The sequence below is a fragment of the Halorussus halobius genome, from assembly GCF_004765805.1.
GTDB classification, from domain to species: Archaea; Halobacteriota; Halobacteria; order Halobacteriales; family Haladaptataceae; genus Halorussus; species Halorussus halobius.
Genome location: NZ_SBIU01000006.1, coordinates 95,428 through 115,190, shown reverse-complemented (window position 1 = coordinate 115,190; position 19,763 = coordinate 95,428). Strand labels below are relative to the sequence as shown.

The following is a 19,763-nucleotide window of genomic DNA, read 5'->3' as shown; positions in this document are numbered from 1 at the left end:
GGTACACTCAAGTCTCCGGCGGCCAACGCCAAACCGAATGACGGACACGGAGGTCGTCGTGGTCGGCGGCGGGTCGACCGGCTGTGGCGTGGCCCGCGACCTCGCCATGCGCGGGGTCGAGGTCACCCTCGTCGAGCAGGGCAACCTGACCCACGGCACCACCGGCCGGATGCACGGACTGCTCCACAGCGGCGGGCGCTACGCCGTCTCCGACCGGGCGAGCGCCGAGGAGTGCATCGCCGAGAACCGCGTCCTCCGGGACATCGCCGCCCACTGCGTCGAGATGACCGGCGGCCAGTTCGTCCAACTGGCGGACGATTCCGACGACTACTTCGAGGAGAAGCTGGCGGCCTGTCGGGACTGCGGGATTCCGGCCGAGGTACTGACCGCCGAACAGGCCCGCGAGGAGGAACCATACCTCACCGAGGACGTAAAGCGCGCGATTCGGGTGCCGGACGGCGCGGTCGACCCGTTCCGGCTCTGCGTCGCCAACGCCGCCAGCGCCGAGCGACACGGCGCGCGAATCGAGACCCACGCCGAGGTGGTCGACGTGCTCCGGGCGGAAAGTTCGGGACGCGTCGCCGGCGTCGAGGTGCGCCACGACTCCGGGCCGGGCGAACGCGAACACCGCAAAGCCGGCGAGCGCGAGCGCATCACGGCCGACCACGTCGTCAACGCCACGGGGGCGTGGGCCGGGCGACTCGGCGAGATGGCCGGCGTCGAGGTCGCGGTCCGACCCTCGAAGGGCGCGATGGTGGTGGCCAACTGCCGGCAGGTCGACACCGTCCTCAACCGGTGCCAGCCCAAGGGCGACGCCGACATCGTGGTGCCCCACGAGGCGACCGCCATTCTGGGCACGACCGACGTGGAGGTCGACGACCCGGAGGATTACCCAGAGGAGCGGTGGGAGGTCGACCTGCTGATAGACGAACTCTCGGACCTCGTCCCCATCCTCTCGGAGGCCCGGACCGTCCGGTCGTTCTGGGGCGTGCGACCCCTCTACGAACCGCCGGGCACCGGTACCGAGGACCCGACCGACGTCACCCGCGACTACTTCCTGCTCGACCACGCCGACCGGGACGGCGTCGCCGGCTTCACCACCGTCGTCGGCGGCAAGTTCACGACCTACCGGCTGATGGCCGAGGACGTCGCCGACCACGTCTGCGCGGAACTCGGCGTCTCCGCCACCTGTCGGACCGCCGACGAACCGCTGCCCGGCAGCGAGGACTTCTCGGTCCTCCGGGAGTACATGGACGAGTTCGGCCTGCGCTCGCCGGTCGGCCGCCGGAGCGTCCAGCGCCTCGGCTCGCGCGCCGACGAGGTGCTTTCGACCGAGGGGCCGAACCCCGTCCTCTGTGACTGCGAGGCCGTCACCCGCGCTGAGGTCCGGGACGCCATCGAGGAGTCGGGCACCGACCTCAACGCCGTCCGGCTCCGGACCCGCGCCTCGATGGGCAACTGTCAGGGGGGCTTTTGCTGTCACCGACTGGCGGCCGAACTCCACCCCGAGTACGACGAGGTGCAGGCCCGCGCGGCGCTCGACGAACTGTTCGAAGAGCGCTGGACGGGCGAGCGCCACGCGCTGTGGGGCGAACAGCTCTCGCAGGCCGCGCTCAACTACGCGCTCCACGCGACCACGATGAACCGGGACCGCGACCCCGCGACGCGGGACGGACCCCTCGATTTCGGGGCGTTCGACTCGGGCGGTGCGGAGGTCAGCGATGGCGATTGAGGACGACGTGACCGTCGTGGGCGGCGGTCTCGCCGGAATGGTCGCCGCGCTCGCGGCCGCCCGCGAGGGCGCGGCGGTCCGGGTGGTCTCGCACAAGGACTCGACCCTGAAGAGCGCCAGCGGACTGGTCGACGTGCTGGGGTATCGGCCCGAAGTCGGCGAGTCCGAGGCCGACGAGTCGGCTATCGGCGAATCCACGTCCGACGAACCCGAGGTCGGCGAGCGGTCCGGCGGACCGCTCGCCGACCCGTTCGACGCGATTCCCGGCCTGCCCGAGCGCCACCCGTATCGAACCGTTGGCGTCGGGACGGTCCGGGAGGCGCTCGCGCTGTTCGACGAGGTTGTCGGCGACCGCTACCGGGGCGGTCACACCGACCGCAACGCGCTGGTGCCGACCCACGGCGGGACGGTCAAGCCCACGGCCAGATATCCGGCGACCGTGGCCGATGGCCTCGCCAGCGACGACCGTTCGACCCTGCTGGTGGGCTTCGAGACCGTCACGGACTTCGACGCGCCCCTCGCGGCCGACCACCTCCGAGCGGCGGGCGTCCCCTTCGAGGTGCGGGGCGCGACCGTCCGGTTCCCCGGCGAGTTCCGGGCCGACGCCGCCAGAACTCGACTCGCGGACGCGCTCGACGCCGACGAGCGCGTCGAGGTCCGGGGCGGCGACGCCGGGCGCGGGCGGGACGCCTACTCGACCACGCTCCCGGCCCGGCGCGCGCTCGCGGAAACCGTCGAACCCCACCTCGGCGACGCCGAGCGCGTGGGGTTCCCGGCGCTGCTCGGCCAGCACGACCCCCCGAGCGTGGTGGCCGACCTCGAAGCCGAACTCGGCGCGGCCGTCTTCGAGGTGCCGACCGGGCCGCCCAGTCTCCCGGGGATGCGCCTCGACGGCGCGCTCCGGCGGGCCTGCCGGGACGCCGGGGTGCGGTTCACGACCGGAAATCCGGTCGTGGGCTACGAGGGGAGCGAGGACGAGCGCGTCCGGGCCGTCCGGGTCGACCGCAACGGCGCGGCCGTCCCGTTCCACGCCGACCAGTTCGTGCTGGCGACCGGCGGACTCGTCGGCAAGGGGGTCGACTCGGACCGCGAGCGGGTCCGGGAGCCGATATTCGACTGCCACGTCGCTCACCCCGACGACCGCTACGACTGGTCGGCCGACGGGGCGTTCGGCGACCACGCGTTCGCCCGGTTCGGGGTCGAAACCGACGACGACCTGCGACCGCTCGACTCGGCGGGGACGGTGGCGGTCGACAATCTGCGGGCCGCCGGTGCGGTGCTGGGCGGGTACGACTTTGCGGCGGAGAAGTCCGGCGCGGGCGTCTCGCTGGCCACGGGGCTGGCGGCCGGACGCGCGGCGGCGAAGGAGGTGTCTCGATGAGTGAAACTGAGGACGTGACCGACGCGAGCGACGAGGACGTGACCGACCCCGACGAGTTCGAACCGGTACAGGTGTTCGAGTCGAGCGAGGAGATGGACCTCCGACCGGGGAGCGACGACTGTTACAAGTGTTCGACCTGCGACACCAACTGCCCGGTCGCGGAAGTCGACGACGAGTTCCCCGGCCCGAAGTTTCAGGGGCCCGAGCAGTGGCGGCTCAAGCGCAAGGAGGACCACGACGTCGACGACTCGGTGCTGTCGTGTTCGAACTGCATGCGGTGTGACTCGGCGTGTCCCTCGGACGTGCCCCTGAGTCAGATGCACAACACGGCTCGGGGGGAGTACGTCGACGAGCAGATGGACAAACTCTCGCGGGAGTACGTCCGGAACCGGCTGCTGTCGAACTACGGCACGCTGGCGGGCCTCGCCAGCACGGTCCCGCGACTCGCCAACTTCGTGCTGAACAACTCGCTCGTGCAGGCGGTCAACGAGCGACTGCTGGGGGTCACGAGCGAGCGCGAGTTCCCCGAGTTCGCGACCGAGACGTTCCGCGAGTGGTGGACGGAGAGGGGAGGGTCGCGCGTCGAGTCCGACGAGAAGCGCGTCGCCTACTTCCACGGCTGTTACTCCAACTACAACACGCCCGAGGTCGGCAAGGCGACGGTCCGGGTGCTCGAACACTTCGGCTACGAAGTGCTGGTCCCGCCCCAGAAGTGTTCGGGCACGCCGATGTTCGCCAACGGGATGCTCGACGACGCCCGCCGGGCGGCCGAGACCAACGTCCGGGAACTCGCCGCCGCCATCGAGGACGGGGCCGACGTCGTCGCCTCGTGTACCTCCTGCTCGATGGCGCTCCGACAGGAGTACCCTGAACTGTTCGACTTCGAGGGCACCGCGAGCGTGGCGGCCCGGACCTACGAGGCGGCCGAGTTCCTCCGCGTTCACGAGGACCTCGACGGCGCGCTCGACGACGCCGAGGTCGACCTCGACGATTCCGGGTTCGCGTACCACGCGCCCTGTCACGCCCGGAATCAGGGCATCGCGGGGCAGGCGGTCGAACTTCTCGACCGCCTCGACGGCGCGAGCGCCGAGGACGTCGGCCCCTCGTGTTCGGGCATCTCGGGCACGTACGGCTGGAAGGCCGAGAAGTACGACGCCTCGATGGAGATCGGCGCGGAGATGTTCGAACACATGGACGAGGCCGACGCCGAGACCGGGCTGACCGAGTGTCCCACCTGCGCGATGCAGATGGAACACGGCACGCGCTACGAGGTCCGACATCCGATGGAGGTGCTGGAGGCGGCGCTGGTGGACGGCGAGTGAACGGCTCCGGGAGTCACGCCTCGCCCTTCGGACGCGTCTTGCCCTTCCCGCGCCACTCGTAGCCGTCCGGCGTCTCGACCAGCGTCCCGTCGGCCCGCCACCGCCTGACCACCGCGTCGAGTCCCTCCCGATACGTGGGATACTCCGGCTCCCAGTCGAAGTCCCTGCGGAACGGCCCCGCGCTGGTCGGCATCGGGTTGGTCAGCAGGCGAATCACGTCCTCGTCCGCGAGGTGCTTCGCCAGCCACCTCGGCACTCGCCGGGGGTCGGGCGCGTCGAGGCGGTCGGCGAGCGCGCCCAACAGCGTCGCGGTCGCCACGGGGTCGTCGTCGACGACGTGGTACAGTCCGGCGGCGTCGCCCTCGACCGCCGCCGCGAAGGCCGTCGCGGCGTCGTCGGCGTGGAGCAACGAGAGGTCGGCGTCCCGGCGACCGAGCAGGCCGCCGCCCGGAATCGGCATCTCCCCGTCGAGCAGTCGCTCGCCGAAGGTGCGGACGTGTGCCGAGTCGTGAGCGTAGAAGAACCCGCATCGGAGGACGACCGACTCGAAGCCCTCCGCTCGCCCCGCTTCGCGCGCGATTCGCTCGGCGTCGAGCGCCGACTGCGTGGTTGGGTCCGGGTTCGGGTCGGCCGACTCGTCGAACGCCGAGCCGTCCGGTCGGCGAGCGAGCCACACCACGCTGGCCTGCACGAACCGGTCGGCCCCCGCCTCGCTCGCCACGGCCGTCAGGTTGCGCGCGCCCTCGCGTCGCACGCGGTCGTTGCGCTCCCAGTCGTCGGCGGTCGGACTCTCCCCCGTGGGGATGGCGGTGGCGGCGTGGACCACCGCGTCGACGCCGTTCTCGGCTCCGGGGCCGCCTCCACTCGCGCACGCCTCGCGGAGCGACTCGCGGTCGAGTACGTCCCCGCGTCGGGGGACGCCGCCCGCCTCCTCGACCACCCGGTCGCCCGAGTCGTCGCGGGTCAGCCCGAGAACCTCGTGGTCCCGGTCGGCGAGTTCGCTCACGAGTCGATGCCCGAGGACGCCCGTCGCGCCGGCGACGAAGACTCTCATGCGTGAGGGGTCGACCGCAGGGGCGGTAGCGGTTGTGCCGAATCAGCGCGGCGGTTTTAAGAGGCCGGCGAGCGAGACGCCGGTCGTGCGACGCCTCCAGTTGACCTTCTACGCGCCCGACGCCGAGGTCCACCCGGTCCACACGCTGCTGGCCGAGCGCGACTACGTCGACCTCGCGGAGATGGTCCACTGGAACATGGTCGGGCAAACCATCGCGCACGTCTTCTACGTCGAGGGCGACCGCGAGGCGTTCGCGGCCGAACTGGCCGACGTCCCCGAAGTGCTGTCGTGCGACCTGACGCCGGTCGACGACCGGGGGTTCTACGCCGCCGTGCGTGCCGAGACCACGCCGCTCCTCCGGGAGCTGTTCGAGACGTACCGCGAGGGCGGCGTCGTGGTCACCTCGCCGCTCGAACACACCGACGACGGGGGCGTCACGTTCGAGTTGGTGGGCGACGACGACGCGCTCCAGTCGCTGAACGGGAACGCGCCCGACGACATCGAGTTCGAAATCGAGCGCGTCGGCGGCACCGCGACCACCACGGAGACGGCGGTCTCGGCGCTCTCGGCCCGACAGCGCGAGGCGGTCGAGGCGGCGCTGGCGCTGGGCTACTACGACGTGCCCCGCACCGCGTCCCACGAGGACGTGGCGGCCGAACTGGACTGCGCGCCGAGTACGGCGTCCGAACACCTCCGCAAAGCCGAGTCGAAGGTCCTCCGGGCGCTATTCGGGACGTAATCGGTCCTCAGTCGGTCCGCGCGGTCGGTGCCGGCTCCGAACTCCCCTCGGGACCGTATTCGAGGTCGTCGGTGTAGTGGTCCATCAGCAGGACGCCGGCCGCGCCGACCGCACCCGCGAGCAGGACCGCGCCGACGCGCGCGACGGGCCACGCGTCGCCCGCAGCGACGACGCGCTCGACCGGAAGCCGGAGCGCCCCGACCATCAGCGCGATGAGGAAGGTAAGCGTCACCTGCCGGTGGTTGGCGAGCGCCCACTCCACGACGCGGGCGAACGTGAGGATGCCGACCGCCATGCCCGCGCTGAACGAGACGACGCTGACGCCCGGCGCGAGCAGCGCGTCGAGCGGCCCGCCTCGGACGGTCTCGGCCGCCGCGTCGAGGAAGCCGTGAAGCGCTCCTATCATGAACTCGTACTGGCCCAGCAACAACAGCAGGAACGACCCCGATACGCCGGGAAGCACCATCGCACTGACGACGAGCGCGCCCACGGCGAACAGCAACAGTGGCGCGTGTGAGACCGTCGACCCGCCTTCCGAGGCTCCCGCGAGCAGGAACGCGACCGCGAAGCCGGCGACCGCGACTATCCTCTCGCCGGTGGTGTCGACCCGGAACTCGCTCCACAGCACGACCGCCGACGCCGCGATAAGCCCGAAGAAGAAGGCGTACAGCAGTGCCTGATGCGAATTTCGGACCGCGTCGATGATGCCGGTCACGCCCACGAGGGACGTGAACATCCCGGCCAACAACACCGCGAGGAAGGCGACGTCCATCTCGCGGAGGACGGCGACGATTCGACCGCGAGCGTCGGCGTCGTACGCCCGGGGCAGGTCGGTCAGCACGCGCGGTTCGAACGCGGCGACAGCACCGACGAGTCGCTCGTAGATGCCGGTTATCAGCGCGATGGTGCCGCCCGAGACGCCGGGGATTCCCTCCGCGACGCCCATGAACGCACCCTTCAGGTAGACCGAGAGCCACGCTCGCATTGGCTGTCGCGTACGGTTAGCGGGCGGAAAACGGTTTGCTTTCGCGGTGCTGGCGAATCACGCTCGAAGGCAAGAGAGCAGAGCGTCGACGCGGGCGGTTCGGTTCGCGTCGACCCTCCGAGCGCCCTCAGCCGAACGGCCTCATCGGGCGTCGTTGATTCGTGATTCGGTCGCGCTCGGTTAAGAATTTCGGACCGGGCACGCCGAAATGTGTCGACCTATTCACGTCTTTCCTCGCCGAATCGCGCGGCATGTCCGACTCCGACGAGCGCGACCACGGCGTCGACCACCGCGTTCTGGGACCTCGACGTGGTCGACCGCCGCCGCGAGTGAGGCGACTCGCGGCTGCCGACCCGCCCCGTCGATTCGGACGGGCGAGACCCCACAAAGTTCTTGCCGGTACTCGGAGAATCCCCGACAATGCCCTTCGACGACACCCCTGACCCCGCGAGCAGCGAACGCGGCTGTCCGAAGTGCGGCCACACCGAGACCGACGTCGGCAAGATATCGACGACCGGCGGCGGCCTCTCCAAGATGTTCGACATCCAGACGAACAACTTCCAGGTCGTCTCGTGCGTCCACTGTGGCTACTCCGAACTGTACCGCGACACCGGGTCGGCCGGGAGCGACATCGTGGACGTGTTCCTCGGGTAGGCCCCATGTTCGGAGTCACGATCGCCGTGCTGATGCTGGTCGTCTGCGTCGGCGGCGGCCTGCTCCTCTACGCGGCGGTCGCCGCCGAGCGCGACGGTCGGCAGGTGATGGACCGCGAGTCGGCCGAGCGGGTCGCCCGCAGGGACACCGACGACGACCGGACCCGCCGGTAGCGGAGCCAGTCCGACCGTCGACCGTCCGCGACCCGGCGGCGACGAGTCCGTGGACTCGACCGTTCGCGCCGGCGTCGGTCCAGCGGTGTCTCAGTCGCCACCGCCACAGACCGCCGCCGACCGGCCGTCAAGGCCGGTCGGCTCGCCGTCGAGTCGGTAGTCGAACGGCCACCGCCACAGACCGCCGCCGACCGGCCGTCAAGGCCGGTCGGCTCGCCGTCGAGTCGGTAGTCGAACGTGTACGCCGCGCTCCCGCCCGAGGCGTGGACGACCGTGACCTCGCCGGTGCGCTCGGAGCCGTCGCAGTCGCCCTCGGCGGCTCCGTCCGGAAACGCGAACGGCGCGTACGTCGTCTCGAACGGTGCGGTCCCGCCCGCCGGGACGACGAGGTCGGTCCGGGACGGCGAGAGCGGTCGGTTCGACCCGACGCCGACGACCCCCGGTTCGAGGCCGAGCGACGCTCGGTCGAACGACTCGGCCTGCGGGTCGACGGTCGGGTTCGGAACGTCGCCGTGGACGCCGACGAACCGGACGAGGAGCGGTGCCTCGCCCTGGTTCTCGACTGCGAACCGGGCGCGTCCGTCGGGCAGGACTTCGACGCCGTCGACGTGGGCGTGGACTATTTCGGGTATCCACCGGCGGGCCCATCCGTCCGGCGTCTCGGCTTTCACGCGGAGCGAACTGCCGACGGCCGTCGCCAGCCGGTCGGGGAACACGACCCTGAATCGGGCGGTCCCCCGTGGTCGCTCGACCGTCTCGTACTCCTCGTCGGTGTCGCCGTCGAAGAGGACGGCCCGCTGGACGTCGATCTCCTCGCGGAAGTCGACGACGAGTTCCGCCCCCTCGAACCGGTGTCCCGCGAACACGGCGGACGCGTCCGGCGGGTGGTCGGCGGTCGGGAGCGACTCCGCGCAGCCGGCCGTCAGGAGCGACCAGCCGGCACCGAGCGCCCCGAGGAAGCGACGGCGGTTCACGTCGGCCGAGAGACGGGGTTCCGGTCCGTGTCTTCTCTCGCTCACTCGCCCAACCCCCGCGTCGCCACCGCGCGTCGGAGGATGACGAACGCCGCGAGCGAGACGACGACGTAGGCCGCGACCGCGAGGTGCGTCGCCGTCGTCGGGCTCCCGATGGCGAGTTTGGCGACCGCGTTCGGCGGCGATTCGGGCAGGAGGTAGGTCGCGCTGAGCGCGATTAACACGCCCATCGAGAAGAGGAACTGGGCCTGCTTGCGGTCCCGGAACGCCAGCGCGGCACCCGCGCCCAGCGCCACGACGCCGGCCGAGAGCCCGGTCACCAAGAGGAGAATCTCGACCGGGTTCGAGATGGCGGTGCCGTTGAGCGACAGCAGCGCGAGCCACGCGCCCGCCTGGACCGGCGCGAGCGCGCCCATCGCCAGCAGCTTGCCGTCCACGATGTCGGTCCCGGTCAGGGGCGTGACCCGGAGCAGTTCGAGCGTGCCCCGGTCGAACTCCTCGGCGATGGCGTCGACCGCGACGCTCCCGCTGAGGAACACCGGGAGGAACATCAACAGCGGGAGCAACGCGGTGTAGGTGAACCCGAAGTACGGGCTCGACCCGTCCTCGGCCGGCGGGTCGAGCGGCGTGCGTTCGAGATGGGCGTCGAGGCGCGTGCGCTCGGCCTGCTCGAAGGCGTCGAGCGCGTCCCGGACCTGCGTGACGACCAGCGTGGTCCGCACGTTGCCGTCGGGCACGACCGCCTCCACGTCGGCCCGGCCGTCCGGCAGTCGGTCGACGTAGAGGACGGCGTGGACCTCGCCCGACTGAAAGTCGTCCATCGCGGTGTCGTAGTCGGGATACCGCACGGCCCGCCAGCCGTCCTCGCGGGCTATCACGGGCGCGAGCTCGTCGCCGCCCTCGCCGGCCACCGCGAACTCCACCTCGAATCCGCCCGAGACCGAGCCGGGGTCGTACAGCGAGACGAGTCCGACCGCGAGGAACGACGAGAACGCCGCGATGAACAGCTGGATGAGGATGGCGAGCACGATGGTCTTCTCGCTCCGGAGCGAGGCGAGCTCCCGGCGCGCGACCGTGAGGCGCTTATCCAAGGAAGTTCACCACCGTTAGGTTGTAGGCGACGTGGACCAGCACCGCCACCGCGAGCGACCCGAGGTAGGCGTTCCGACTCCGACTCGCGCCGAGCGCGGTCGTCGCCGCAGTTACCGCGTGGAGTGCGAGGGGCGCGAACAGCAGGCCCACCAGCACGAGCGGCGACGCCTCGATGCCAAGCCCCGTGACGGTGCCGAAGGCCGCCCGCCCGAGTTCGAGTTCCGGCAGCCCGACCAGTTGGGCGACCGCGACCGCCTTCTCGGCGAGGAAAAAGCCCAGCCCCGACAGGAAGCCCAGCCACGCCACCGACCGGAGCGACCGGTCGAACCGGTCGTGAGCGAAGCCGGCGTAGATGCCGACGCTCTTGGCGACCTCCTCGATTACGGCGATGGCGACCAACAGCGCGGGAATCGACACCGAGACCGGGAGCGCGAACAGGAGCGCGACCGCGAGCAGTTCCGCGACGAAGACGAACGGAATCGAGAGCGCGCTCACCGTCGCCACGCTCCGGGGACTCGAAATCTGGCCGTCGAGCGCGTCGAGGAACTTGAGCGGCACCGACCGCTGGGTGAACATGTCCTCCTCGCGGTAGACGCCCGCGCCGAGCGCGAACAGCGTCCCGGCGGCCAGAAACAGCGGGAGCGTCGAGAATACGTAGTCGACCAGCGGGACCCCGCCGCCGCCGAGCGTCCGGACCACGAGCGTCAGCGGCGAGATGGCCGCGATGGGGTGGACGTCGGTGAAGATGGCGGGGATGAACGCGTAGGAGGTCAACAACACCGAGAGCGCGACCGTGACGAAGGTGAGTTCCTTGAACGACCGGGCGAACATCGCGCCGACGAACGCGCAGGCCAGAAACAGCAACGCGATGGGCGCGACCGCCGCGACCGACACCGCCACGGTGGACGCTATCTCGGCCGGCGCGTCGCCGCCTGCGGGGGTCAGCCCCGCGATGCCGAACGCGGTCAGCGTGGCGATGGCGACCATCCCGAGCAGGTACGGCAGGGTCTTGCCCGCGACGATGTCGCCCCGCGAGACCGGCGAGACCAGCAGGAGTTCGCCCCGCGAGTTGATTCGCTCGTTCAGCACGCTGGAGGCGTAGGCCTGAATCACGAAGTTCATCGGCAACACGAACGCGAACGCCAGCACCAGCGACTCGAAGGGGAACGGCGGCGTGATGTCTGCGGGCGTGCCGCCGGGGTTGTCGGCGGCGAACAGCGAGGACCCGCCCCCGACCGAGGGCGGGGCGACCGCGCTCTGGCCGTCCGAATCGGTCGCGCTGTTCCCGTCGTCGCCGCTGCTCCCACCGCCGTCGCCGCCCCCACCGTCATCGCCGCCCCCACCGCTATCGCCGAGCGCGACCTCGCCGTCGTCGGGCGTCTGGGTGGCCGGTGGCGACTCGGCGGCTCCCGACCCGCTGGGTGCGGCCGAGACGTTCTGGGAGGCGTATCGGAGCGAGACGTTCACCGGAAACGCGGCGGTCCGGTTGGGTTCGAGGACCATCAGTTCGTCGTTGTACGCCCGGATGGTCGAGCCCAGTTCCGAGACGGCGGCCTGGCCCTTGGGCGTCTCTGCCCCGACCGGCGGTCCGCCGGGAAGAATCAGCACGTCGATCTCGCCGCGCTGGAACGCCTCGGTGTCGGGCTCGACCGCGACGAACGTCGAGTCGTTGACCACGGCGTCGTGGTACGGGCTGTCGTCGGCCACGCCCACGCGGTAGATGCCCTCGTCGAGCGAGATGCCCTCGCTGGCGACTAGCGGCGTGAGGCCGGCGACCAGCACGAGGACGACGCCGATGGCGGCGAGCGTCCGGCGGTCGAGTTGGCCCGCGTTCTTCGTGACCTCCCACCTGGCGATTCGGAGCGTCGCGTCCGCCTTCACGGCCGGCCCTCCACGTCCGGGGACCCCTCGGCGATGTCGAGAAAGATGTCCTCGAGGCTGGGCGTGTGGGTCTGGATGTCCTCCACTTCACCGCCGGCCCGCGCGGCGAGTTCGCGGGTCTCCTCGACCGCGTCCATGCTCTCGACCGTGCGCCGGTAGCGCCCGTTCTCGCCGACGCCGGCGGCCGCCCCGTCGGGGGTGACCGGCTCCGACCCCTCGACTTCGACCGTGGTGTAGACGCGGTACTCGGTCCGGCCGTGCTCCTCGCGGATGTCCTCGACGCTCCCGCGCGCGACGATTCGACCGTCGTTCATCACCGCGACGCGGTCGCAGATGCTCTCGACGTGGAAGAGGTTGTGGGCGCTGAACAGCACCGTCTTGCCCGATTCGGCGAGGTCGCGGGTGAACTCGATGATGTAGTTGGTGGTGAGGGGGTCGAGCCCGCTGGCGGGCTCGTCGTAGACCAACACGTCGGGGTCGTTGACCAGCGAGCGCGCGATGGCGACCTTCCGGGTCATTCCCTTGGACATGTCGCCGATGGGGCGCTCGCGGTGGTCGAGGTCGAGTCGGTCGAGCGTGTCGTGGATGCGCTCGTCGGCCGTCTTCCGGGGCACGTCGTAGAGGTCCGCGAAGAACCGGAGGTACGACAGCGCGGTCATGTCCTCGTACAGCGGCGACTCCTCGGGGAGAAAGCCCAGGTGGGCGCGCATCTCGGGGTCCTGGGCGTCGTAGCCCGCCACGCGGGCCGACCCGGACGTGGGCTCGATCAGCCCGGCGAGCATCTTGAGCGTCGTGGTCTTGCCCGCGCCGTTCGGCCCGACCACGCCGAACACCTCGCCTTCGGGGACCGAGAAGCTGCTCCCCTCGACGGCGGTGAACCCGCCGTACTGTTTGCGGAGATTCTCGACTTCTATCATCGCGATACTGGGGAGTGTTCACCGGGGGCACTTGATTTTGTGGTCGGCCGGCGGAACGAAGTCGACTGCCGGTCTCGCGCCCACCGAGCCGCCCTTTAAGTGGTTCTGGCGACAACGGGGAGATATAGAGGGAAGTGGGCCCGGTTCCGGGAGATTTCGGCCACGGGATTCTCCGACTCGTCTCGATTTGACCCCCGAGCCAGTGGTCCGAGCTTCGTCCCGGAACCGCCCGCAGCGAAACCGGGTCGGGTCGTCGTGGGCCGGTGTGACGTTCGTTTAAGTGATTCTGGCGACAACGGGTAGATACGACGGGAAGGCGGTCTCGTTCTGTGCGTGAGGATTGACCCGACGTCGTCGCGTCGCTCGCTTCGAAGCGTCGAACGTATCGCCGACTCGGCAGTTTCGCGAGGCGGACCTTTAAACTGTCCGGGCCGAGTACGCCGAGACGATGACCGACGGGGGGACCGACCCGCAGGCGACGTGGCAGTCCGGGGCGTTCGAGGACGAAGAAGCCCTCGAGCGCCCGCTGAGCCAGCGACCCGGCGACGGCGCGGTCGGACGCGCCGACCTCCAGCGCGACCGGACGGTGCGCAAGTGGGGGCCGGTGACGCCGAGCGCGACCCAGATCGGGCGGGCGGAGTCGCCCGACGCCGACCTCTCGGAGAGCGTCCGGCGGCTCCACGAGGAGCGCCACTCTGCGATGGCGGGCCACAGCTCGCGGATGCACCGGCTCGACAAGCTCCGCATCTCGCAGGCGCTGTGCAACGACCTCTCGCTGACGCCGTGGCAGCGCGACCGCGTGGTCGGCATCATGTCCGACCTCGACCTCACGGCGTTCGGGAGCCAGCGCGCGATTCCGAAGGTCGCGCTGGTCGTCATCCGCCACGTCGTCGACCGCGAGCGCGAGCGCCACCTCGGGCTCCACGACGAGGAGTGGATAGCCGGGCTCTCGCCCGAGCGACTCACCGACCTCTACGACCAGTTCCGCTCGATTACCGACGAGGCGGCGTTCTCGGAACTGGTCGCAAAGTACGACCTGAACGTCACCAGCCTCAACCGCCTCCGGCGCGTCCTGAAAGAACAGCTCCGCGAGCAGGGCCTCGAAGACGCCGTCTACGGCCGGAACCCCTACCGGGACCCGAACCTACCGAGCCTCGACGCGCGGCGGCCGGCCGACGCCAGCGCACGCGAGTCTCGGGCCGGTCGGGGCGACGGGGAGTAATCGGCTCGACGTCCGCGTCCGCGTCGAGGGGCGAGCGACGAGACGAGTGGCGTCGCCCTCGCGGGCGGGGCGGCCTACTCGTCGGTGGGGTCGTCGTCGAACGCCGCGTCGTCGTAGAACTCCGCGCGGAGGTCCTCGTCGTTGAGGGCGGTCGCGGTGGCCGAGAGCCGGCCACGGAGGTCGGCGAGTTCCTCGGTGAGGTGCTCGTACTCGTCGTTGGCGGCGAGTTCCTCGGGCGTCTTCTTGGTCTCCAGCGCGGCCTTCTTGTTCGCCAGCGAGAGGAACCGCCGCATCTGGGCGTCGTAGGTCGTACGCCGGAGCAGGGTCTCGACGGTCGAGAGCAGGTCCTCGGCGTCCGAGACCGGCTTCTCGAGGTAGGCGTCGAACCCGAGTTCGAGGATGTCGAAGTCGGGTTCGACCGCCGAGACGAGCGCGACCCGGCATGTCAGGTCCCGCTCGTGGATTTCGTCGAGGACGTCCTCGCCCGAGAGGTCGGGCATCCGGCGGTCGAGGAGCACCACGTCGACCGCGTCGTCGAGTTCGTCGAGCGCTTCGGAGCCGCTGTACGCCGTCCGGACCGTGTACTGGTCGTCCAGCCACTGGGCGTACGCGTCGGTTATCGGTCGCTCGTCGTCGACTATCAGCACTGTGGCGTCCTTGGGCATGATTGGGAGGTCGCTTCCACGCTGTAGTGAATCACTCATGTCGGGGCGGACTTAAACGGATGTGGGTCGGAGCGCTCGGTCGGCAGCCTCGCCGGTCGGTGCGAGCGTCGGACGGTGGCGTGGTCGTTCGCATGGTCAGTCGGTCTCCTGCTCGAAGGGCGATTTGGCCGTCTCGGGCTCGTATCCGCTGAGGAAGACGAGGTTCCCCCGCCCGACCTGTACCCGGGTGACGAGTCCCTTCTCCTCCATCTTCGAGAGCTTTCGACTCACCGTGGACTTCGACCACTCGGTCTCCTCGGTCACGTCGGCCTGCTTCATCCGACCCCCGTACTGGGTGAGTAGCTCCCTGATTCGGTCCTCGTCGGTGAGCATCGCCTCGTCGGGGAGTTCGTCCACGTCGGACTCGGCCGGGGGCGTCCCGCCGGGCGAGACGTCTTCGGCGTCGACGTCGGGCGTCGCCCGCTCCTGCCCGGAGAACACGCCGGCCAGCGACTCCCGGATGGACGCGAACAGCCCGTCGTCGTCGGAAGCCGAGACGTCGGTGTCGTGGGTCTGGACGTGGTCGCTGGTCGCGCTCCGGTCGCCGTACGTCTCGCTGACCGACCACGTCTCGCCGTCGTCGCTCACCTCGACCACGGCGTCGAACAGCGTCTTCAGCGCGTTGACCGTCTCCTCGTCGTGGATGTCCGGGTCCATGTGGTAGAAGCCGATGGCGTCGGCGGCCTGCACCCGGTGGGTGAGGATGTGGAGGTATCGGAACGCGGTGTCGAAGTCGACGTACTCCAGCAGGATGGTCAGCGTCTGGACCGCGACCAGCGTCTGGTTGCCGTTCCCCTCCCATCGGGTCAACTGCTCGCTCAGGGGCGCGACGATGTCCATCGGCTGGTTCGGGTCCACCCGCGAGACGGGCACGTCGTCCGGGACTCCGGACTCCCCCTCGGCCCCGGTCGCCTCCACGGTGTTGGCGTGGATGAACGCCAGCTCCGCGGGCAACCCGTCGACGTGGGTCCGCCAGTCGGAGACCCACGTCTCGGGCGGGGGCGTGTACGTGACTGCGGCGACGTTCGCGGACTCGGGGGGCGACGTCGCAGCGAGCAGTTCCAGACAGGCGCGGTTGCCGGTCGGGGTCAGCGGTGCGAGCAGGAGGACGTTGGAACACGCTTCTAACTGCTTCCTGTCGGATGTATCGATGTTCATTCGTTGTCTATCGTCGGGGTCGGTCAGGCGTCCTGACAAGCGGGCGAATCGAGCGGTTCCACAGTTACAGTCGGTGACGGTACGGCACGTATTAAGTCATTGCCTTCCAGGGACTTCCGCCGCCGGGGACGTGTCGTGCGGGGACGGCACGTCTCCACGGCTCGCACGGATGCGAGTCGCGAGGTGGGGCGTCCGGCCCGACCGAAGCCCCCCATCTCCTATCTCGAAAGAGATAGTCGGGAGGGAAAAGCTCGCGGTGGTATCAGTCACGGCATTTAAGCCCCCTGTCCGAACCCGGCCGACTCCGGGACTCTTTAAGCGGCGCGCTCGAATCGTCCGTCCATGCAAGCAGTCATCCTCGCGGCTGGGGAAGGGACGCGGTTGCGGCCGGTGTCGGGGTCGCGGCCGAAGCCGATGGTGCCGGTGGGCGACCGGCCACTGGCGGCCCACGCGGCCGAGGCGGCCGTGCGGGCGGGCGCGAGCGAACTGATATTCGTGGTGGGGTACGAGGCCGAGGCGGTCCGGGAGTACTTCGGGGCGGAGTACGCGGGCGTGCCGGTGCGCTATGCGGTGCAGTCCGAGCAGGCGGGGACGGCGGACGCGGTGCGGGCGGCCCGCGAGCACCTCGACGGGCCGTTTGCAGTGTTGAACGGCGACAATCTCTACGACGCCGACGCGGTCGCGGACCTGTTCGCGGACGGGCCGAGCGTGGGCGTCCATCGAGTCGCGGACCCACAGAACTACGGCGTCGTCTCGACGGCGGATGGCGCGGTCACGAGCATCGTGGAGAAGCCGGCCGAGCCGCCGACCAACCTCGCGAACACGGGGGCGTACGTGTTTCCCGGCGAGGCGCGAGAATGGCTGGACGTGCCCGCGAGCGAGCGCGGCGAACACGAAATCACCGACGTCTTCGCGCGCGTCGTCGACGAATACGACGTGAGTTACGCCGAGCTGGACCAGTGGCTGGACGTGGGTCGGCCGTGGGAGCTATTGGAAGCCAACGAGTGGAAGCTGGGTGAGCTCGACCGACGTATCGACGGCGACGTCCACGCCGACGCCGACCTCCGGGGCGAGGTGGTGGTCGAGGACGGCGCAACTGTGGACGCGGGCGTCGTCGTCGAAGGGCCCACGTTGATTCGGTCGGGCGCGAGCGTCGGCCCGAACGCGTACATCAGGGGCGCGACGCTCGTCTGTGAGAACGCGAAGGTCGGTCACAGCGTCGAACTCAAAAACAGCGTGGTGGGCCGGGGCTCGCACGTCGCGCATTTGAGCTACGTCGGCGACAGCGTGCTGGGTCGGGAGGTCAACTTCGGGGCGGGCACGAACGTCGCGAACCTCCGCCACGACGGCGAACCCGTAAAAATGACCGTGAAGGGCGAGCGGGTGTCGACGGGCCGCCGGAAGTTCGGCGTCGTGGTCGGCGACCGCGCGAAGACCGGCATCAACACCAGCCTCAACCCCGGCGTGAAACTCTCGGAGGACGCGACCACCGCGCCCGGCGAAACCGTCACGCGCGACAGATAGGCCGGTCGCGGCGGCTTCGACCGGCCACTGGTGCGCGCCGGCGCGGTCGCGGCGCGGTTGCAGGCGGTTTCGGCGCGGTCGCTCGGGGTCGCGGCGCGGTACGGTGTGGTCGTTGTCGTGGTGCGGTCACAGTGCGATTGCGGCGTCTCCGCAGCCTCGGTCTGCCCGAACCGGACCGGTAGTACCACGGAGCTAGCTACTGCCGATGTCCCGGAGTCGACGTCAACACACGGCACCGAACCCGTCCTACTCCCGCACTTTCGCGGTGTGCCACGCGTCGGCCGCGAGGTCGTCGAACGCCTCGCGCGCCTCGTCGGCCATCGGATACGCCCCGTGGTACGGGTCCGGGTCGCCCTCCGCTCCCGTCACGGTCCGGACGGCGTCGGCGATCGACTCGTAGTTGTCGCCCAGCACGTCCCGAATCAGCACGGGCAGCCCCGCGCGCTCGCAGAGTTCGCGGGCGGCCTCGCGGCCGATGTACACCCGCTGCTCGCGCGAGTCGGCGAAGACGAGCGCGAATGGCGGCTCGCCGAACTGGGCGGCGAGGAACGACTGGGCGGAGTCGTCGCCCCACGCGATTGCGCCGACGCCCTGCACCCGCCTGAGCGCCGTCGCGGCCGCCGAGCAGAACGGACACTCGCCGTCGTAGACGAGGACGCCGTGGTACTCCCCCATGGCTCGGAGTACGACGGTCGGCGGAAAAAGTCGGTCGGCCCGAGAATCGCCGGGTCGCCGACCGCGCGCTACCGCTTCGACCGCCCCGGCGGCAGGTCGTGGCTCGCGCGGTGGTCGAGCATCGCGTCGTACTGGCAGGCCCGAATCCGGAGGTCCGACGCGGGTTTGGCGGTGCAGGGCAGAACCAGCCCGGCCGCCTCGTCGGCGTCGTAGTAGCGCTTGGCGTCGGACTGGTCGACCTCGCCGTCGAGCAGTCGAGCGGCGCAGGTGGTACACCAGCCCTGCTGGCAGTCGGCGGGGAGCCAGACGCCCTGACTTCGGGCGGCCGAGAGGACGTACTCCGTCTCGGGGACCTCGACGGTGACGGTCTCGCCAGCCTGCTCGATGCCGCAGTCCTCGGGCACCTCTATCTCGACGGTGTAGCTCGTCACCTCGTTGTTTAGTTGGCAAACGCGCATGAACGTGATGGCTCCACAATCGACCTGCTCGCTGTCGGTCCTCGTCGAATCCGACGCGACAGCTACGTCCGGACTGAACACGGCTTCGAAAGCCCCCGCCCGCTCGCGGTCGCTGAGCGACATATCGGCGCAAACCGCGCGCCGATAGGGGTCGCTCAGACGACTACACTGAACGCGACCGGGCGGCCCCTTTCAGTCCCGCCCCGTCGTCCGGTTCGCCGAGCGCGACCCGGTGGAAGGTGTCACCGAGCGCAGTTCGGTCTAAGGCGTCGTCGAGCGCGTCCGCGGTGGAAGGCGTCACCGAGCGCGCGCGGTCGAATCGCGGCGAGTCGTCGACGCTACGCCGAGTCGTTGATGCGCCGGTTGGTCGAGTAGGGCGCGTCGCCGGGTTCGCCCCGGACGAAGTGGCCCGCCGGGTTTATCTCGCCGTCGCGCTCCATGCTGAGGAGTTCCACGAACCACGCCTCGTGTTCGACCTCCTCGTGGAGGATGCGCTGGGCCATGTCGTAGGTCCGGGGGTCCTTGCCCCGCGTCATGTCACAGACCTCGCTCCACGTCCGGATGGCACACCGCTCGGCCTCCAGCAGGACCTCCAGGACGTCCTCGGCGGTGAGGTCCTCGACCTGGAGTCGCCCGCCCTCGTCGTCGTAGGGGACCGGCACCTCCGCGTCCGGACACGACGCCCGGTCGGCGAACTCCCGGATGTCGTTGGGCAGGTGCCCCCCGAGTTCGTACACCCGGGGCGCGACCAACTCGAAGTGCGCGCGGTCTTCGAGCCGCGCGTCCTCGGTTATCTCCTTGTAGTCCTCGTGGCCCGCCAGATGCATCCGGAGGTTGGTGTAGTAGTAGTAGGTCGTGAACTCCGCCCCGATGGCGTCGATGAGCTTCTCGCGCAGTTCCTCGGGGTCGAGCCCGCGCTCCCGAATCGACTCCATCCCGACCCGTTTGCTGGTGTCGCCCGCTTCGATACTCCCGCTGGCGTGTGGCTTCTCGTCGGACATCGTCGTTCCCCCGTCCCGACCACGACTCACAATCCCTTAACCATTCTTCCCGAAATCGGAACGCCGGTTCCCGATTAGGAAAGCCGAGTCCCGTTTCGAGTCCCCGGTTCAGTTCCG

Annotated in this window: 19 protein-coding genes; 7 read left to right on the top strand and 12 right to left on the bottom strand. The window is 70.0% G+C overall.

Annotation, left to right across the window (positions count from 1 at the left end):
* Positions 1 to 37 precede the first annotated feature (37 nt).
* Genes glpA through EPL03_RS16585 form a run of 3 tightly spaced genes read left to right on the top strand, consistent with a single transcriptional unit; the run spans position 38 to position 4,435 of the window.
* Positions 38 to 1,732 carry an anaerobic glycerol-3-phosphate dehydrogenase subunit GlpA gene (gene glpA, locus EPL03_RS16595; RefSeq protein WP_135830460.1) on the top strand — a complete coding sequence of 565 codons (1,695 nt, stop codon included), beginning with the start codon at positions 38 to 40 and terminating at the stop codon, positions 1,730 to 1,732.
* Positions 1,722 to 3,113: a glycerol-3-phosphate dehydrogenase subunit GlpB gene (glpB, locus tag EPL03_RS16590; RefSeq protein ID WP_135830459.1), complete on the top strand. Its 1,392-nt coding sequence runs from the start codon at positions 1,722 to 1,724 to the stop codon at positions 3,111 to 3,113. Before glpA ends, glpB begins: the two co-directional genes overlap by 11 nt.
* Entirely contained in the window at positions 3,110 to 4,435 is a 1,326-nt protein-coding gene (locus tag EPL03_RS16585; RefSeq protein WP_135830458.1) for an anaerobic glycerol-3-phosphate dehydrogenase subunit C, read from the top strand. The genes glpB and EPL03_RS16585 overlap by 4 nt, the downstream gene beginning before the upstream one ends.
* 13 nt (positions 4,436 to 4,448) lie before the next feature.
* Here EPL03_RS16585 and EPL03_RS16580 read toward each other — a convergent pair whose 3' ends face one another.
* Complete coding sequence (locus EPL03_RS16580; protein ID WP_135830457.1) at positions 4,449 to 5,489, bottom strand: NAD-dependent epimerase/dehydratase family protein; 1,041 nt, start codon at positions 5,487 to 5,489, stop codon at positions 4,449 to 4,451.
* An 85-nt stretch (positions 5,490 to 5,574) separates the two neighbouring features.
* Between EPL03_RS16580 and EPL03_RS16575 the strand changes: the two genes are divergently transcribed.
* Positions 5,575 to 6,228 carry a helix-turn-helix domain-containing protein gene (locus EPL03_RS16575; protein ID WP_135830456.1) on the top strand — a complete coding sequence of 218 codons (654 nt, stop codon included), beginning with the start codon at positions 5,575 to 5,577 and terminating at the stop codon, positions 6,226 to 6,228.
* A gap of 7 nt (positions 6,229 to 6,235) precedes the next feature.
* On the opposite strand, the gene EPL03_RS16570 is transcribed toward EPL03_RS16575, so the two are convergent.
* The gene (locus tag EPL03_RS16570) at positions 6,236 to 7,213 is read right to left on the bottom strand and encodes a DUF368 domain-containing protein (protein ID WP_135830455.1); all 978 of its coding nucleotides are present in this window, start codon (positions 7,211 to 7,213) and stop codon (positions 6,236 to 6,238) included.
* Positions 7,214 to 7,633: 420 nt separating this feature from the next.
* On the opposite strand from EPL03_RS16570, the gene EPL03_RS16565 reads away from it, so the two are divergent.
* Positions 7,634 to 7,867: a zinc ribbon domain-containing protein gene (locus tag EPL03_RS16565; protein WP_135830454.1), complete on the top strand. Its 234-nt coding sequence runs from the start codon at positions 7,634 to 7,636 to the stop codon at positions 7,865 to 7,867.
* A gap of 67 nt (positions 7,868 to 7,934) precedes the next feature.
* On the opposite strand, the gene EPL03_RS16560 is transcribed toward EPL03_RS16565, so the two are convergent.
* Genes EPL03_RS16560 through EPL03_RS16545 form a run of 4 tightly spaced genes read right to left on the bottom strand, consistent with a single transcriptional unit; the run spans position 7,935 to position 12,904 of the window.
* Complete coding sequence (locus EPL03_RS16560; RefSeq protein ID WP_210425026.1) at positions 7,935 to 9,059, bottom strand: hypothetical protein; 1,125 nt, start codon at positions 9,057 to 9,059, stop codon at positions 7,935 to 7,937.
* On the bottom strand, positions 9,056 to 10,105 hold the full coding sequence (locus tag EPL03_RS16555; protein WP_135830453.1) for an ABC transporter permease: 1,050 nt from the start codon (positions 10,103 to 10,105) through the stop codon (positions 9,056 to 9,058). Before EPL03_RS16555 ends, EPL03_RS16560 begins: the two co-directional genes overlap by 4 nt.
* Complete coding sequence (locus tag EPL03_RS16550; RefSeq protein ID WP_135830452.1) at positions 10,098 to 11,987, bottom strand: ABC transporter permease subunit; 1,890 nt, start codon at positions 11,985 to 11,987, stop codon at positions 10,098 to 10,100. The genes EPL03_RS16555 and EPL03_RS16550 overlap by 8 nt, the downstream gene beginning before the upstream one ends.
* Positions 11,984 to 12,904, bottom strand: coding sequence for an ABC transporter ATP-binding protein (locus EPL03_RS16545; protein ID WP_135830451.1), 921 nt, complete (start codon positions 12,902 to 12,904; stop codon positions 11,984 to 11,986). The genes EPL03_RS16550 and EPL03_RS16545 overlap by 4 nt, the downstream gene beginning before the upstream one ends.
* Positions 12,905 to 13,352: 448 nt before the next feature.
* Here EPL03_RS16545 and EPL03_RS16540 point away from each other — a divergent pair, with 448 nt between their 5' ends.
* Positions 13,353 to 14,126 (top strand): DNA-directed RNA polymerase subunit epsilon, encoded by a 774-nt coding sequence (locus EPL03_RS16540; protein WP_135830450.1) that lies wholly within the window; start codon positions 13,353 to 13,355, stop codon positions 14,124 to 14,126.
* 74 nt (positions 14,127 to 14,200) lie between these two features.
* Here EPL03_RS16540 and EPL03_RS16535 read toward each other — a convergent pair whose 3' ends face one another.
* The gene (locus EPL03_RS16535; protein WP_244605297.1) at positions 14,201 to 14,830 is read right to left on the bottom strand and encodes a response regulator transcription factor; all 630 of its coding nucleotides are present in this window, start codon (positions 14,828 to 14,830) and stop codon (positions 14,201 to 14,203) included.
* A gap of 96 nt (positions 14,831 to 14,926) precedes the next feature.
* Positions 14,927 to 15,988 (bottom strand): helix-turn-helix transcriptional regulator, encoded by a 1,062-nt coding sequence (locus EPL03_RS16530; protein ID WP_244605296.1) that lies wholly within the window; start codon positions 15,986 to 15,988, stop codon positions 14,927 to 14,929.
* Between the two features lie 342 nt (positions 15,989 to 16,330).
* Here EPL03_RS16530 and glmU point away from each other — a divergent pair, with 342 nt between their 5' ends.
* Positions 16,331 to 17,512 carry a bifunctional sugar-1-phosphate nucleotidylyltransferase/acetyltransferase gene (gene glmU / locus EPL03_RS16525; protein WP_135830449.1) on the top strand — a complete coding sequence of 394 codons (1,182 nt, stop codon included), beginning with the start codon at positions 16,331 to 16,333 and terminating at the stop codon, positions 17,510 to 17,512.
* Between the two features lie 246 nt (positions 17,513 to 17,758).
* On the opposite strand, the gene EPL03_RS16520 is transcribed toward glmU, so the two are convergent.
* From EPL03_RS16520 to dps, 4 genes are all read right to left on the bottom strand, one after another.
* Positions 17,759 to 18,187, bottom strand: a complete 429-nt coding sequence (locus EPL03_RS16520; RefSeq protein WP_135830448.1) for a DCC1-like thiol-disulfide oxidoreductase family protein — start codon at positions 18,185 to 18,187, stop codon at positions 17,759 to 17,761.
* 68 nt (positions 18,188 to 18,255) lie between these two features.
* Positions 18,256 to 18,645: a 2Fe-2S iron-sulfur cluster-binding protein gene (locus tag EPL03_RS16515; RefSeq protein WP_135830593.1), complete on the bottom strand. Its 390-nt coding sequence runs from the start codon at positions 18,643 to 18,645 to the stop codon at positions 18,256 to 18,258.
* A gap of 163 nt (positions 18,646 to 18,808) precedes the next feature.
* Positions 18,809 to 18,946: a hypothetical protein gene (locus EPL03_RS20180; RefSeq protein WP_168216292.1), complete on the bottom strand. Its 138-nt coding sequence runs from the start codon at positions 18,944 to 18,946 to the stop codon at positions 18,809 to 18,811.
* A gap of 37 nt (positions 18,947 to 18,983) precedes the next feature.
* Positions 18,984 to 19,646 carry a DNA protection during starvation protein gene (gene dps / locus EPL03_RS16510; RefSeq protein ID WP_135830447.1) on the bottom strand — a complete coding sequence of 221 codons (663 nt, stop codon included), beginning with the start codon at positions 19,644 to 19,646 and terminating at the stop codon, positions 18,984 to 18,986.
* Positions 19,647 to 19,763 lie beyond the last annotated feature (117 nt).

Bases quoted from the DNA above. Each gene is read 5' to 3' on its own strand.
- glpA (WP_135830460.1), top strand. From the start codon at position 38: ATGACGGACACGGAGGTCGTCGTGGTCGGCGGCGGGTCGACCGGCTGT.
- glpB (WP_135830459.1), top strand. From the start codon at position 1,722: ATGGCGATTGAGGACGACGTGACCGTCGTGGGCGGCGGTCTCGCCGGA.
- EPL03_RS16585 (WP_135830458.1), top strand. From the start codon at position 3,110: ATGAGTGAAACTGAGGACGTGACCGACGCGAGCGACGAGGACGTGACC.
- EPL03_RS16580 (WP_135830457.1), bottom strand. From the start codon at position 5,489: ATGAGAGTCTTCGTCGCCGGCGCGACGGGCGTCCTCGGGCATCGACTC.
- EPL03_RS16570 (WP_135830455.1), bottom strand. From the start codon at position 7,213: ATGCGAGCGTGGCTCTCGGTCTACCTGAAGGGTGCGTTCATGGGCGTC.
- EPL03_RS16565 (WP_135830454.1), top strand. From the start codon at position 7,634: ATGCCCTTCGACGACACCCCTGACCCCGCGAGCAGCGAACGCGGCTGT.
- EPL03_RS16545 (WP_135830451.1), bottom strand. From the start codon at position 12,904: ATGATAGAAGTCGAGAATCTCCGCAAACAGTACGGCGGGTTCACCGCC.
- EPL03_RS16540 (WP_135830450.1), top strand. From the start codon at position 13,353: ATGACCGACGGGGGGACCGACCCGCAGGCGACGTGGCAGTCCGGGGCG.
- EPL03_RS16535 (WP_244605297.1), bottom strand. From the start codon at position 14,830: ATGAGTGATTCACTACAGCGTGGAAGCGACCTCCCAATCATGCCCAAG.
- EPL03_RS16530 (WP_244605296.1), bottom strand. From the start codon at position 15,988: ATGAACATCGATACATCCGACAGGAAGCAGTTAGAAGCGTGTTCCAAC.
- glmU (WP_135830449.1), top strand. From the start codon at position 16,331: ATGCAAGCAGTCATCCTCGCGGCTGGGGAAGGGACGCGGTTGCGGCCG.
- EPL03_RS16520 (WP_135830448.1), bottom strand. From the start codon at position 18,187: ATGGGGGAGTACCACGGCGTCCTCGTCTACGACGGCGAGTGTCCGTTC.
- EPL03_RS16515 (WP_135830593.1), bottom strand. From the start codon at position 18,645: ATGCGCGTTTGCCAACTAAACAACGAGGTGACGAGCTACACCGTCGAG.
- dps (WP_135830447.1), bottom strand. From the start codon at position 19,646: ATGTCCGACGAGAAGCCACACGCCAGCGGGAGTATCGAAGCGGGCGAC.